This window comes from Microbacterium sp. sgz311019, from assembly GCF_056135325.1.
This window is the reverse complement of sequence record NZ_JBWAXO010000002.1, coordinates 369,403-382,505: the sequence shown is the minus strand read 5'-3', so window position 1 is coordinate 382,505 and position 13,103 is coordinate 369,403. Positions and strand designations below refer to the sequence as shown.

General features: G+C 69.3%; 10 protein-coding genes. 5 read left to right on the top strand and 5 right to left on the bottom strand.

The genetic code is table 11. The features are described from left to right. Positions 1–12 precede the first annotated feature (12 nt). Entirely contained in the window at positions 13–1,803 is a 1,791-nt protein-coding gene (gene nhaA, locus AC0NZN_RS04645) for a Na+/H+ antiporter NhaA (RefSeq protein WP_474591094.1), read from the bottom strand. A gap of 24 nt (positions 1,804–1,827) precedes the next feature. Here nhaA and AC0NZN_RS04640 point away from each other — a divergent pair, with 24 nt between their 5' ends. Continuing rightward, positions 1,828–4,668, top strand: coding sequence for an aminotransferase (locus AC0NZN_RS04640; protein ID WP_474591093.1), 2,841 nt, complete (start codon positions 1,828–1,830; stop codon positions 4,666–4,668). Here AC0NZN_RS04640 and AC0NZN_RS04635 read toward each other — a convergent pair whose 3' ends face one another. Both AC0NZN_RS04635 and AC0NZN_RS04630 read right to left on the bottom strand, forming a co-directional pair. Further along, entirely contained in the window at positions 4,669–5,133 is a 465-nt protein-coding gene (locus tag AC0NZN_RS04635) for a DUF3817 domain-containing protein (protein WP_474591092.1), read from the bottom strand. Between the two features lie 62 nt (positions 5,134–5,195). Then, positions 5,196–5,612 (bottom strand): MarR family winged helix-turn-helix transcriptional regulator, encoded by a 417-nt coding sequence (locus AC0NZN_RS04630; protein WP_474591091.1) that lies wholly within the window; start codon positions 5,610–5,612, stop codon positions 5,196–5,198. Positions 5,613–5,645: 33 nt separating this feature from the next. Between AC0NZN_RS04630 and AC0NZN_RS04625 the strand changes: the two genes are divergently transcribed. Both AC0NZN_RS04625 and AC0NZN_RS04620 read left to right on the top strand, forming a co-directional pair. Next, a complete protein-coding gene (locus AC0NZN_RS04625) occupies positions 5,646–6,758 on the top strand; it encodes a class I SAM-dependent methyltransferase (protein ID WP_474591090.1) in 1,113 nt (370 codons plus the stop codon). Between the two features lie 122 nt (positions 6,759–6,880). Then, the gene (locus tag AC0NZN_RS04620; RefSeq protein ID WP_474591089.1) at positions 6,881–8,257 is read left to right on the top strand and encodes an HNH endonuclease signature motif containing protein; all 1,377 of its coding nucleotides are present in this window, start codon (positions 6,881–6,883) and stop codon (positions 8,255–8,257) included. A gap of 8 nt (positions 8,258–8,265) precedes the next feature. Here AC0NZN_RS04620 and AC0NZN_RS04615 read toward each other — a convergent pair whose 3' ends face one another. Both AC0NZN_RS04615 and AC0NZN_RS04610 read right to left on the bottom strand, forming a co-directional pair. Then, positions 8,266–8,799 carry a PKD domain-containing protein gene (locus tag AC0NZN_RS04615; protein ID WP_474591088.1) on the bottom strand — a complete coding sequence of 178 codons (534 nt, stop codon included), beginning with the start codon at positions 8,797–8,799 and terminating at the stop codon, positions 8,266–8,268. A 230-nt stretch (positions 8,800–9,029) separates the two neighbouring features. Further along, positions 9,030–9,572 (bottom strand): hypothetical protein, encoded by a 543-nt coding sequence (locus AC0NZN_RS04610; RefSeq protein WP_474591087.1) that lies wholly within the window; start codon positions 9,570–9,572, stop codon positions 9,030–9,032. A gap of 506 nt (positions 9,573–10,078) precedes the next feature. Here AC0NZN_RS04610 and AC0NZN_RS04605 point away from each other — a divergent pair. After that, a complete protein-coding gene (locus AC0NZN_RS04605; RefSeq protein ID WP_474591086.1) occupies positions 10,079–11,635 on the top strand; it encodes an outer membrane protein assembly factor BamB family protein in 1,557 nt (518 codons plus the stop codon). Positions 11,636–11,757: 122 nt separating this feature from the next. Further along, a complete protein-coding gene (locus tag AC0NZN_RS04600; protein ID WP_474591085.1) occupies positions 11,758–13,047 on the top strand; it encodes a cation:proton antiporter in 1,290 nt (429 codons plus the stop codon). Positions 13,048–13,103 lie beyond the last annotated feature (56 nt).

The following is a 13,103-nucleotide window of genomic DNA, read 5'->3' as shown; positions in this document are numbered from 1 at the left end:
GAGCAGGCAGGGTCAGTCCCGCACGGTCTGGCGGGACGACTCGAGCACGCGGATCAGCGTCCCCGAGTCGTACGCACCGAGGTGCCGCTTCCCGCCGATGAAGAACGTCGGGGTGGAGTGCAGGTCCATGAGCTCGGCATCCATCCGGTCGTCGTCGACGCGGCGCGCGGCCTCCGGCGAGCGGAGGTCGGCGATGAACCGCTCGACGTCGAGTCCGAGCTCGTGCGCGTAACGGCAGAGATCGTCGGGCTCGAGATGGTCTTGTGAGGCGAACAGCACCGGCCCGTAGTCGAAGAAGCGATCCTGCATCGCGGCTGCCTCGGCGGCGATCGCGGCGGCCGTCGCGTGCGGGTGCACACGGTCGAGGGGCAGGTGCCGGTAGACCCAGCGCACCTCGTCGCCGAAATGCGCCAGCACGGCGTCCACCGAGCCGGTCGCGCGGCTGCAGAACGGGCACTCGAAGTCGGCGTACTCGACGATCGTCAGCGGCGCGTCCACCGGGCCCCGGATATGGTCGCGCGCCGGGTCGACGGGCCGGTTGAGCTTCGCGCCTACGGCTCGCGGCGGCCGCACCCGATCGCCGATGCGCAGGACGGCCCAGCCGATGAGGAACGCGAGGACGGAGGCGACGAGCACGCCGACGCGCGCGAGGTTCTGCGTATGCGGGTCGGAGATCGCGACCGGCACGAGGAACAGGGCGATCGTGAAGCCGATGCCACTGAGAGCCGCGCCGCCCGCGATGCGGGTCATGCCGAGGCCCGGCGCGAGCTCCCCGAGGCGGAGCCGGCGCAGGAGGGCCGTGATCCCGGTGACGCCGACGAACTTCCCGACGACGAGGGCGACGATGATCCCCCACGTGACCGGGGAGGTCGCGGCATCCGTCACCGTCTGAGGGTCGAGGTGCACGCCGGCGTTCGCCAACGCGAAGATCGGCAGCACGCCGAGTGCGATGTACGGCCGCCAGGCGGCATCGAGCCGCTCATTGATCGACAGCGAATCGCGGACGCTGCGGGCCACGGCCGTGGCGTAGTAGACGTTGGGCGACTCGCGGAACGCCTGGCTGAGCTCGGCCGCGCGCTCGACGTCGCGGCGCCGCGGAGGAAAGACGGGGATGAGCAGCGCCACGGCCACGCCGGCGAGGGTGGGGTGCACGCCGCCGAGCAGCACGAGCACCCACAGCGCCGCGCCGAGCACGGCGTACGAGAAGCCGCGGCCCTCGGGCAGGAACCGTACGAGGGCGATCGCGACCATGCACACGCCCGCGAGGATGAGCGGCAGCAGCTGAACCCCGCCGCTGTAGAACAGGGCGATCACCGCGAGCGCGCCGATGTCGTCGACGACGGCGAGGGCGAGGAGGAACGTGCGCAGGCGGGCCGGGAACACCGGGGCGATCAGCGCCAGCGCACCGATGAGGAACGCGGTGTCGGTCGAGATGACGATCCCCCAGGCATGCGCCTCGCCCGTTCCGGCGGTGATCGCGGCATACAGGAGAGCCGGCACGACCAGTCCCGCAGCGGCGGCCGCCGCAGGAAGCGCCGCCCGCCGCGGTGACCCGAGCTCGCCGATGGTCAGCTCGCGCTTGACCTCCAGGCCCACGAGGAAGAAGAAGAACGTCATCAGTCCTTCGTTGACGAGCCCGTGGACGGTGAACGTCCACATGGCCCCGCCGACGCCGAAGCGCAGCGGGGTCTCCCAGAAGTGGGCGTATCCGTCGCCGGGAAGGTTCGCCCAAATGATCGCGACGGCGACGGCGACGAGCATCAGGCCTGCGGACAGCCGTTCGCCCCGCCGCTTGTTCGACATGTGCGCAAGGTTACAGAATCAGATGTGCCCGAGACCGAATCGCTCGTCCAAGCTCCGCCGCCCGAGATCTCGCCGGACCAGGCGGCTGCTCTCGCCGCCGATCTGTTCGGCGTCACCGGCTCTGCGCGATCGCTCGGCAGCAACCAGGACCTGAACTTCGTGATCGACGACGGTGTCGTGGCGCGCCTTCTGAAGATCGCGAATCCGGCGACTCCCGCGGCTGAGCTCGAGGCGCAGTCGCGGGCCGCCGCGCGCATCGCGGAGCGCTCCGACGTCCGCGTCCCGATGCCGCACGTGTTTGCTGACGGCACGTCGGTGCGCGCGGTGGAGACCGCCGGCGGCACCGCTCACGCACGGCTGCTCGACTTCCTGCCCGGGCGAACGCTCTCGGGAAGCCGATACCTCTCCCCCGCGGCGATCCGCGCGATGGGCAGGCTCGCGGCATCCGTCGATCTCGCACTCGCCGACTTCGCCGACCCCGGAGCCGAGCGGACGAATCAATGGGACCTCCAACACGCGCCCACGGCGCTGGCGACGATGCTGCCGTCGGTCGCCGACCCGGAGCTGCGCGAGCGGCTGCGGTCGACGGCCGAGGCCGCATGGCGTGCGGTCGCCGCCCGCGCCGCATCGCTTCCGCAGCAGGTCATCCACGGCGACCTCACCGACGACAACGTCGTGACCACGGATGGGCGCATCCCGGACGGCGTCATCGATCTCGGCGACCTCGGCCGCACGTGGCGCGTCGGCGAGCTGGCGATCACGCTGTCGTCGCTGCTTCACCACGACGGCGTCGATGTGCCCTCCGCCCTCGATGCCGTGCGGGCGTATCACGAGGTGCTGCCCCTGACGGATGCCGAGCTCGACGTCGTGTGGCCGTTGCTCGCGCTGCGCGGCGCGGTGCTCGTCGCGAGCGCGCACCATGTGCTGCTGACCGACCCGGGCAACGAGTACGCGGCCGAGAACCTCGCGCACGAGGAACTGATCTTCGAGGCCGCGGTGTCTCTCCCGCTGCCGGTCGCGACGGAACTCGTCAGGCACGCGGCCGGGGTGGATGCGCCGCCCCTGCGCACCCCGTCGGGGCGCCTGATCCGGCCGCGATCCACGCCCGGACTCGTCGACCTCTCGGTGCTGAGCCCGCTCCTCGACGAGGGGCGCTGGCTGGATGCGGATGCCGAGGCGTCGCTGCTGCGGGCGGCGACGGCCGAGCACCCGGTCGCGACGAGATTCGGCGAGCCGCGTCTCACCCGATCCCGTCCGTACGCCCACGACGCACCGGTGAACGTCCCGCTCGGGCTCGACTTCGCGGTGCCCGAGCCGGTTGCGCTGCAGGCGCCGTGGGACGGCGTGGTCGAACCGTCCGGCGATCTCGTCGCGGACGGCCTGCGCCTTCGCCTTCGTGGTGCGAGCGACGTCGTGGCAGGCCCGGTGCGCGAGGGCGAGGTCTTCGCCGAGGTCGTGGAGGTGGTCACCGTCTCCCTCGTCGCCGACGGCGTCGACGTCCCCGACTTCACGACTGCGGCGCTCGCCCCGGCGTGGCGTCCGTTCGTCGCCGATCCGTCGCCTCTGCTCGGACTTCCTCCGGCCGCCATCGTCACCGGTGCCGCGGAGCGCCTCCTGCACCTGCGTGAGGAGCACGTCGCCGAGGTGCAGGAGCACTACTTCGACGAGCCGCCCATGATGCTCCGCGGCTGGCGCGAGCTGCTCGTCGACGAGGGCGGCCGCGTCTACGTGGATGCGCTGAACAACGTGACGTCGATCGGGCACGCCCACCCGCTGCTCGTCCACAACGTCGCCCGGCAGTGGAGCCTGCTGAACACGAACTCGCGGTTCCACTACCCGCAGATCGCGGAATTCGCGAAGCGGCTCGCAGACCTCCTCCCCGACAGCCTCGACCAGGTCTTCCTCGTCAACAGCGGCTCCGAGGCGGTCGATCTCGCGCTGCGCCTCGCGCAGGGTCATACGGGCAGGAAGGACGTCCTCGCGGTGCGCGAGGCGTATCACGGGTGGACGTATCAGACGGATGCCGTGTCCACCTCGGTCGCCGACAACCCGAACGCCCTCGAGACGCGGCCGGAGTGGGTGCACACGGTGGATGCGCCGGTGCCCTCGCGCGTCGACGACCCCTCGCGATACGCCGTGGACGCGGTCGCCGAGGTCGAGCGTCTCGCCGACGCCGGCACCCCGCCGGGGGCCTTCCTCGCCGAGACGCTGTACGGCAATGCCGGCGGCGTCGCGCTGCCGGACGGCTACCTCGAGGCGGTGTACGCGGCGGTGCGCGCGCATGGCGGGGTCGCCGTCGCGGACGAGGTGCAGGTCGGCTACGGACGGCTCGGGCACTGGTTCTGGGGATTCGAGCAGCAGGGGGTCGTGCCCGACATCGTCGCCGTCGCGAAGGCGATGGGGAACGGGCATCCCCTGGGCGCCGTCATCACGACGCCCGAGATCGCCGCATCGTACCGGTCGCAGGGGTACTTCTTCTCCTCGGCGGGCGGGTCGCCCGTCTCGTCGGTCGTGGGACTCACCGTGCTCGACGTCATTCAGTTCGAGGGGCTGCAGCAGAACGCCGCTGACACCGGCGGCTACCTGCAGGAGCGGCTGCAGGAGCTCGGGTCGCGCTATCCCCTCCTCGCCACGGTGCACGGTTTCGGGTTCTACCTGGGCCCGGAGTTCGTGCGCGAGGACGGGTCCCCCGCGACGGAGGAGACGGCGGCCATCTGCGACCGGATGCGGCGCCTCGGCGTCGTCATCCAGCCGACCGGAGACTTCCAGAACGTCCTCAAGGTGAAGCCGCCCATGGTGTTCACGCGCCGGAGCGCGGATGCGTTCGTCGCGGCGCTGGAGAGGGTGCTCTCCACAGGCTGGTGATCAGTGCGATCCGCCGGGAGGTCCCACGACGAGCAACACCGTGAAGAGCACGACGATCGCGAGGAGGATGAGGATGCCGAGCGCCCACGGGCGGCGGAGGAACCACCGCATCCACCGGTCGTACCAGACCTGATCGCGCGAGTCCGACGTCTCCTCGAGACGCCACGCGCCCTCCAGGCGATGCGTGCGGTGCAGCCACACTTCGCTCGGGATCGTCGCGAAGGGGATGACGGCGCTGGCGATCGCGACGACCGCCGGACGCACTCCCCACCGCTGGTTCATCGCGACGAGGATCGCGGTCGCGCCGTAGGACAGGAAGACGAAGCCGTGGATGCCGCCCGCGACGGTGACCACGAGGGCGTTGCCGGTCGCGGCTCTGACGATGAGCGCCGCGATCAGCAGCGTCCAGGTGATCGCCTCGGCGACCGAGAGGGCACGGAAGAGGTGGAGTGGGGTTCGAAACACATCCTTCAGTGTATCTGAAGGGATTCAGTGCTCCTGAAGGTTCGCTGAGTGCGGGCGGCCGCTCAGGCTCCGAACGGCTGCTCGTGCAGCCCTTCGAGAGCGCGCGTGAGGTCGGGAGCCCCGGTCGAGAAGGCCTCGTCGAGGGCCGCCAGCCGCTTCTCCGCCTCGGCGAGAACGCGCTCGCCCTTCTCGGTGACCCGGAGGTCGGACGCCGATCCGGCGTGCGCATTCGCATCGTGGACGAGGGCGTCGTCCTGCAGCGCCCGGACCGCGGTATGGGCGGTCTGCACCGTGATCTGCGACCGGCGGGCGAGGTCGCTGAACGAGATGCCGGGAGTCGCGTGGACGTGCGCGAGCAGACCGTACTTGCGTGTCGTGAGGCCGAGGTCCTTCAGCGCCGTGCCGAGCCGCGCATCCCACACGGACGAGACCGTCAGCAGGGCGATGACGGGACCGAAGGGGCGACGCTCGGGAGGCATGGGTTCATCGTATCCCCGGGCTACCGTGGAGCCATGTCCTTCCCCGCGGCGCGCTTCTCCCCCGAGGCTCTGCGGCGTTGGCCGGACCTCGAGGGACCCGACCTTCCGGCGATGGATGCCGCGGACCGTCTGATCCTCGACGAGTGGGCGACCCTGCACACCGGACTCGAGGACGTCGTCGTGATCGGCGACGGATACGGCGCGCTGACGCTGGCGGCGGCGGATGCGGGCGCCCGCGGCCTTCGGGTGCACCAGGATCCGCTCGCCGGCGAGCTGGCCCTGGCGGCCAACGCTGCGCGGTTCGGCATGGAGGACACCTATCGCTCGATGCCGCTCGACGCCTCCCTGGTCGTCGACGCCCGCGTGGTGCTGCTGCGGCTGCCGCGGTCGCTCGACGCGCTGCGAGACATCGCGGGGCTCGTCGCGGCGCACGCCGCGCCCGATGTCGTGGTCGTCGCCGGAGGGCGGCTGAAGCACATGAGCTTGGCGATGAACGATGTGCTGCGGCAGAGGTTCCGTTCGCTGGCTGTCTCGCTTGCTCGTCAGAAGTCGCGCGTGCTGATCGCGCAAGGCCCGCAGGACGGTGCGGATCCGGTGGCGCGGCGTGCGGTCGTCGACGGACTGGTCGTGTGCGCCTACGGCGGCGCGTTCGCCGGTCCGACGATCGATATCGGCACGCGGTTCCTGCTCGAGTCGCTTCCCGACAGCCTCCCCGACGAGGTCGTGGACTTCGCCTGCGGGACAGGGGTCGTGGCCGCGAGTGTGAGCCTGCGGCATCCGTCGGTCCGGGTGTATGCGTCCGATCAGTCTGCGGCCGCCGTCGCATCCGCCCGCGAGACCGTCGCCGCGAACGGCGTGGCGGATCGGGTGGAGGTGGCGCGGGACGATCTGCTGTCGTCGCGCGCGGCGGGCTCGGCGTCGTTCATCGCGTTGAATCCGCCGTTCCATGTGGGCGCAGCGGTGACCGAGGACATCGCGCCGCGGCTGTTCGCCGATGCCGCGCGTGTCCTGCGCAGCGGCGGCGAGCTGTGGTGCGTGTGGAACTCGGCCTTGCGGTACCGCTCCGTGCTCGACCGGATCGTCGGTCCCACCCGGCAGATCGCCCGCAACGCGAAGTTCACGGTGACGGCCTCGACCCGGCGCTGACGCGCCGGCGTCTCGCCGCTCTGACTGCACGCGTCGGCGGACTGGTCGCGCTTGTCGATCGAGGCACCCGCGAATGGCTGAGCGTGTTTGCATGATGCGAATCTATGTTCTATAGTAAAGGCATGTCAAGTGCCGCTCGCATCGATTCTTCTTCCTCCGGGGAATCACCGGATGCAACGCTGCTCGCGCATCTCTTCGACAGCATCCTCGAAGACCAGTTCGCCGTGAACCAGCGCTCTGCCGCGCGCGCCGAGACCGTGGCCGAGCTCCTCTCCTTCACGAGGTCTCATCCGCATGTGTACGCGTTCAGCGTGCACGCGGACGCCGTCGAGATCGCCGAACGGGCGGTGCTGCGTGATGCCGCGCTGCGCTTCGGCCTCTCGGAGACCACGATCCAGGGCATCGCCGCGACCGCGGAGACCGCGAAGACGAAGCTCCCTCGCCTGTGGCAGCGCGCACTCGACGGCTTCGCCGCCTTCACGCAGGTGGAGGCCGCGGTGGCGCTCCTCGCGGTGATCGGTGATGGGGCGGATGTGTCGGCGCAGTTCGACACCGAGGTCGCCGACGCTGTCGTCAGGCTCGGCTCGACCGGATTCCGGGCGCACATCCGACGCGTCGCGCGACGGCTGTCCCAGGTCCCCCCGGAGACGCGGCATCGGGATGCCGCGGCCCGCCGTCGCGTGGTCGTCGAACCCGTCGACGATGGCATGGCGTGGCTGTCCGCATATCTTCCGCTCGCGGAGGCAGTTGCAGCGAAGCGTCGCCTCACGTCGACGGCGAAGCATGTCGCGAAGGTCGATCGGCGCGGGCGGACGCGAGATCAGATCCGCGCCGATCTGCTGTCGGCATGGCTGCGCGGAGCGGGCACGGCGACGGCCGTCAAGACGAAGGTGCTCGTCACCGTTCCGGTGTCGACGCTCTCGGGCGCTGCCCGGGCGACGGTTCGACAGGGCGGACGCCGCGGCGCGGGTCCGGACCTCAATCGGGAACCGCTCGTCGATGCAACGACTCCGATCGATCAGTACACCGCGGTGGCCGCCCTCCTCCGTGAGGGCTCATTCACCCGCGTCTTCACAGACCCGGTCACCGGCGTCATCCTCGACATGGACCGCCGGTCGAGGAAGGCGACGCGAGCGCAGGTCGAGTGGCTGACGCTCGCCTATTCGACGTGCGCGGTGGATGGATGCGAGCATCCTGCCGCAGACGCAGACATCGACCATTGGCTGGAGTTTCATGGACCGCACCGTGGTCCGACCAATCTGACGAATCTGCATCCGCTGTGCGGCAACGATCACAAGCTCGCCGGTCGCTCGAAACTCGTGTACGAGCGGGCACCCGATGGTGTCGTTCGTGTGCACTCGCCGGCCGTGCCGACGCTTTCGGACCCGCTCGACAGCGAGAGGGGCGGCGCCACGGATGATCTGGCCGAGATACGGCGGATGACGTCGACCCTCGCGCGCCTGGAACGACCGGTCTACGGGGAGCATCCGCCGTTCTGAACCGTGGATCAGCAGCCGGGCGCGGTGGGAGCCTCGGCACACGTGTGCGCCACGAGCGCGGTGTGTGCTTCGTAGACCTGGACGCTCGCGCCCATCGGCGCGCTGCGCACCTGCCCGATCACCGCGACCCACCTGCCGCTCCCCCAGTCCACGGCAGCGTCGTAGACGACCCGGACCGTGACGGTGTAGGTCCCGCGCTCGCGGTACACGTGGCTCGTCGGAGTGGAGGTGAGCTGCGCCTGCTGCAGCGAACTCCAGGATGCGCCGCCTGCCGTCGTCGTCGAGCGCGATCCGTCGCCGTAGTCGTACTCGTACGCCGCGGGCGTGAATCGAACCGCGACCGGGTAGTCGAACAGCGTGCCGGTGAGCGTGTGCGTCGGAACCGTCCCGATGAGGTTCGTCGGCGCGCCGACGATGCCGACCCCGTCCGGCTCCACGGTGAGCGACGGCCGGTTCGGCGTGAAGGCGGCGAGATCCTCGGCGTGCGGAGTCGGGAGCATCACGACGCTGTACGTGTCTCGGCAGGCGATCGTGTCGGTCACGCAATCGATGGAGGGCGAGGGAGACGGAGCGGGGCGAGGTCTTGTCGGGGCGCTCTTCACGGTCGTGTCTCGGTTCCCACCGTCATGCGGGTCGCGCGAGACGCCCAACTCGACTCCGGAGTCCTTCGTGATCACGTCGCACTGAGTAGTCCAACGGTCACAGAGGGAGGCCATTGGAACGGCGGATATTGTCGCAGCCACCATTAGTGGTACGAGAGCCCCCGAGAGAGTCAGCACGACGGAGGCCCTTCTCGTCCTTCCACGCTCTCGACCAACACCCGCGTCGGCTCGGCGGCAGTCACGCTCAATCGGATCGTGATTGGCTGCATGTCGGGGCGGTCAGGCGAGACTAGAGACACTCCATTGGCGTCGCGCAGCGCGATCTGTGAGACATCCTCACACCCGGAGAGCGCAACCGTCGTCCGGTCCGAAGAGAGATTCCGAGGCTCGACACGGACGACGCGCGTGGCGCCCTCGAGAGTCGCGCCTTCGGCGTGATAGTTCGATAGTCGCTTTCGCTCTCCCGCGTTCGCATCCCCTGTGGTCAAGGCAAACACGGGCTCGAATGTCTTCGGATCCGCGAGGTCGACGTGGTTCAAGGCATCCACGTAGTCCCGATAGACCTTCTCGGCGGCCGCATAGGCGGCCGCATCGCTCGTGAAGGCCGGCGCCGGGGTGGACGGCTTCGCCGCCGGGGTTCCGATGCATCCCGTCAATCCGAACGCGAGCGCGCCGGCAACGACCACGGCGAGAGCACGGCGGCGGAAGATCATCCGTCCACCCTATGCAAGATGAATTGTCCGTCCCGTCCGTTGTCCACAGGCGGGATGACAGGGAGCGTTGACCCACCCGAGCCCGCGCTCGTGTGCTGGCCTGGCTGCTACGGGTCGGCAGCTATGCCGACGCTGGGAAGATACCTTCCATCACCTGGGCGTTCCGAGTATGGTTCTCGCAGATCCTTCAGTGACTGCATGCAGAAGGGGCACGACGCGGACGTCACGTTGGGAGGCCATCCTCCCCGGTCCCGGTCGGATCGCGGAGCTATCCGCTGAGCGCGTACACCCGAGTGCCGACACCTCCTCTTTAGTCAACTTTTCTGACGAATCGAAACCACGCCGGTCGCCTCGTACCCGAATGCGCTGCCGCGGACCGCCTGACGCCTCGTTCGACCGACCGACGTCGGTTCGTCGAGTCACGGCGTCGGGTGCCACGACGTCGGGTTGTGGGGGACCCGGCTCCGGCCCACGACGGCGTGGGTCGCGTACCAGAGGAGACAGAAATGAACAAAGGAAGGTATGCAGTCGCGGCCTCGGCCGCTCTGCTTCTTGCCTTGTCTGGCGCCATGTCGGCGTCGGCAGCGGCAGGTACCAACTGGACGAGCTGGGGCTCGGATCTGAGCAACACCCGCAGTAGCGCCGACACCGCCATCGGCGTCGGCAACGCGAGCAAGCTCGCCGTGAAGTGGAAGGTGTCGACGGCGGGCAACGTCAGCGCGACGCCGGCCGTCGAGAACGGTCGCGTATATGTGCCCGACGATGCAGGCAGACTGTACGCCTTGGATGCGAGCACCGGCGCGACGATCTGGCAGTCGACGATCCCCGGCTACACCGGCATCCCGGGCGACTACTCGCGTACGACGCCGACGATCGCAGGCAACCTCCTGATCCTCGGCGACCAGGCCGGCAAGTCCTTCAGCCCGGACGGCTACCTGCTGGCGGTCGACAAGACGACGGGAACGCTGGTCTGGAAGAAGAAGTTCCCCGGCGGGTATCCGATCCTCACCCAGTCGCCGACGATCGTGGGCAACACGATCTACGTGGGCACCGCCTCCTACGAGGAGGTGCTCGTGCGCTTCGGGGTGCCGCTCGATTTCCGCGGGTCGATGAGCGCCATCGACCTCACGACCGGAAGCACCCTGTGGCAGACCTATATGGCACCGGACGGTTACACCGGCGCGTCGGTGTGGGGCAGCAGCCCTGCCGTGGACACCAAGTCGAACACCGTCTACATCGGCACGGGCAACAACTACTCGGTGCCGGACTCGGTGAGCAGCTGCCTCGGTTCCGCGACGACGGATACTGAGCGGGCGGCGTGCGTCCCCGCCTCGGACATGTTCGACGCGATCGTGGCACTGAACGCCACGACCGGAGCGGTCAAGTGGGCGTTCCGCGCGCTGCCGTCCGACGCGTGGAACGTCGCCTGCGGCATCCCGTTCCCCGGATTCGAGGATCCCGTCGCCGGATGCCCGACAAACCAAGGCCCCGACTACGACTTCGGTCAAGCGCCGATGCTCTTCAAGGTCAACGGCCAGAGCTTCGTCGGGGCAGGCCAGAAGAGCGGCACCTTCTGGGCCCTCGACCCGGCGACCGGAGCCCTCAAGTGGTCGACACAAGTCGGTCCCGGTGGCATCGCCGGCGGCCTCCAGTGGGGGTCGGCGACAGATGGCGTCCGCGTCTACTCGGCGAACGCGAACAGCGGCCAGAAGCCCTGGGTGCTCGCGAACGGCACCTCGGTGAACTACGGCGGATGGGTCGGAATGGCCGCGGGCACGGGCAAGGTGCTCTGGCAGACGCTGAACCCGCAGCAGGCGGGCGCGCCGGGGCCCGTGACGGTCGCCAACGGCGTCGTGTACGCATGCTCGGCGGATGCCGCCGGCCACATGTACGCGATGAAGGCGGGCGACGGCAGCATCCTGTGGGACTACCCGTCCGGTGACATCTGCTACGGGGGCGCCGCGATCTCCAACGGCGTCGTGTACTGGGGAACCGGGTACTCCCTCGGCGGGCCCGACACCCCGGGACAGGCGCTCTATGCGTTCTCGCTGAACGGCAAGTAGGCGTCCACACCAAAGAGAACCGTGCCGGTTCGGGATGCGGCATCCGCCGCTCCCGGGCCGGCACGGTCCGTACGATGGCATTGTCATGAGGGCCGGATCAGCAGATCGAGAACGGAGTCCGCATGGTGGCGGCAACAGCGGTCTTGGCGATCATCATCGTGTGGAGCGTCTTCTCCCGCCCGCTTGACCGGCGTGGCATCACGTCAGCGCTGTTCCTCACAGGTGCCGGGTTCGTCGTCGGCACGTCGGCACTCGGATGGCTGGACATCCCTCTGGAGTCCCCCGTCGCCGAACAGGTGGCCGAGATCGCGCTCGTCCTCCTGCTGTTCAGCGACGCCGCACGACTGGACCTCCAATCCCTGCGCCGTCAGCTCTCGTGGCCGGCCCGCCTCCTGCTGATCGGCCTGCCGCTGACAATGCTCGCGGGCGTCGGAGCCGGTGTGCTCGTCTTCCCGGGCATGGCCCTCGCCTCCACCATCCTGCTCGCCACCATGCTCGCCTCCACCGATGCCGCGCTCGGACAGAGGGTCGTCAGCGACACCGCCGTCCCGACCCGAACGCGGCAGGCGCTCGATGTGGAGAGCGGGCTGAACGATGGACTCGCCGTCCCCTTCTTCCTCGTCGCACTCGACATCGCCAACGCCGAACTCGAGACTCTCCCCAGCTGGGCGGTGGTCGAGAACATGGTGGTACAGATCGGATGGGGACTGGCCGGCGGGCTCGTGGCCGGCATCCTGGGCGGACTGCTGTTCCGCGTCGCAGACCGTCGCAGCTGGATCAGCCGCGAATGGCGGCAGGTCATCCCGCTGGCGGTGGCGTTGATCGCGTATGCGCTCGCGCTGCTTCTCGGCGGAAGCGGCTTCATCGCCGCGTTCGTCGGCGGCCTCTCCTTCGGACGCGCCTCCCGCGCCCGCGGAACCGTGGTCACCCTGCTCACCGAAGAGGCAGGGGGGTTGTTCGCCGCCGTCACCTGGATCGGATTCGGGGCGCTTGCTCTCACACTGGCCGGTCCCCACATCACGTGGCAGGTGATCCTCTACGCGGTGCTGAGCCTCACGGTGGTGCGCATGATTCCGGTGGCGATCGCCTTCATCGGCCAGAGCGCACGACTTCCGACGAACGCATTCATCGGCTGGTTCGGTCCGCGCGGACTCGCATCCCTCGTCTTCGCGCTGCTCGCCTTCGAACACGGCGTCCCCGACGGCGAGGTCGTGTTCACGACGGTGATCGTCACCGTCGCGCTCAGCGTCATCCTCCACGGCCTCACATCAGTCCCGCTGATCGCCCTCTACCACCGCTGGTATCGAGCTCACACGGCCGACCACCCTGCCGCGGCAGAAGCCACGCCGACCACGATGTCCCGTCCGCGGCGCCATCTCAGCGCCCCCGATGCCGCTGACCGAGACGGATAACCTGCCTGAGACAGCGCGAGCCGCCGTCCAGGCGCCTTCGATATGGGCCCGTCGAA

What these genes read in the sequence shown, in the direction of transcription:
- AC0NZN_RS04610 (WP_474591087.1), bottom strand. Translation starts at nt 9,572, where the DNA reads ATGATCTTCCGCCGCCGTGCTCTCGCCGTGGTCGTTGCCGGCGCGCTC.
- AC0NZN_RS04605 (WP_474591086.1), top strand. Translation starts at nt 10,079, where the DNA reads ATGAACAAAGGAAGGTATGCAGTCGCGGCCTCGGCCGCTCTGCTTCTT.
- nhaA (WP_474591094.1), bottom strand. Translation starts at nt 1,803, where the DNA reads ATGTCGAACAAGCGGCGGGGCGAACGGCTGTCCGCAGGCCTGATGCTC.
- AC0NZN_RS04625 (WP_474591090.1), top strand. Translation starts at nt 5,646, where the DNA reads ATGTCCTTCCCCGCGGCGCGCTTCTCCCCCGAGGCTCTGCGGCGTTGG.
- AC0NZN_RS04600 (WP_474591085.1), top strand. Translation starts at nt 11,758, where the DNA reads ATGGTGGCGGCAACAGCGGTCTTGGCGATCATCATCGTGTGGAGCGTC.
- AC0NZN_RS04620 (WP_474591089.1), top strand. Translation starts at nt 6,881, where the DNA reads ATGTCAAGTGCCGCTCGCATCGATTCTTCTTCCTCCGGGGAATCACCG.
- AC0NZN_RS04630 (WP_474591091.1), bottom strand. Translation starts at nt 5,612, where the DNA reads ATGCCTCCCGAGCGTCGCCCCTTCGGTCCCGTCATCGCCCTGCTGACG.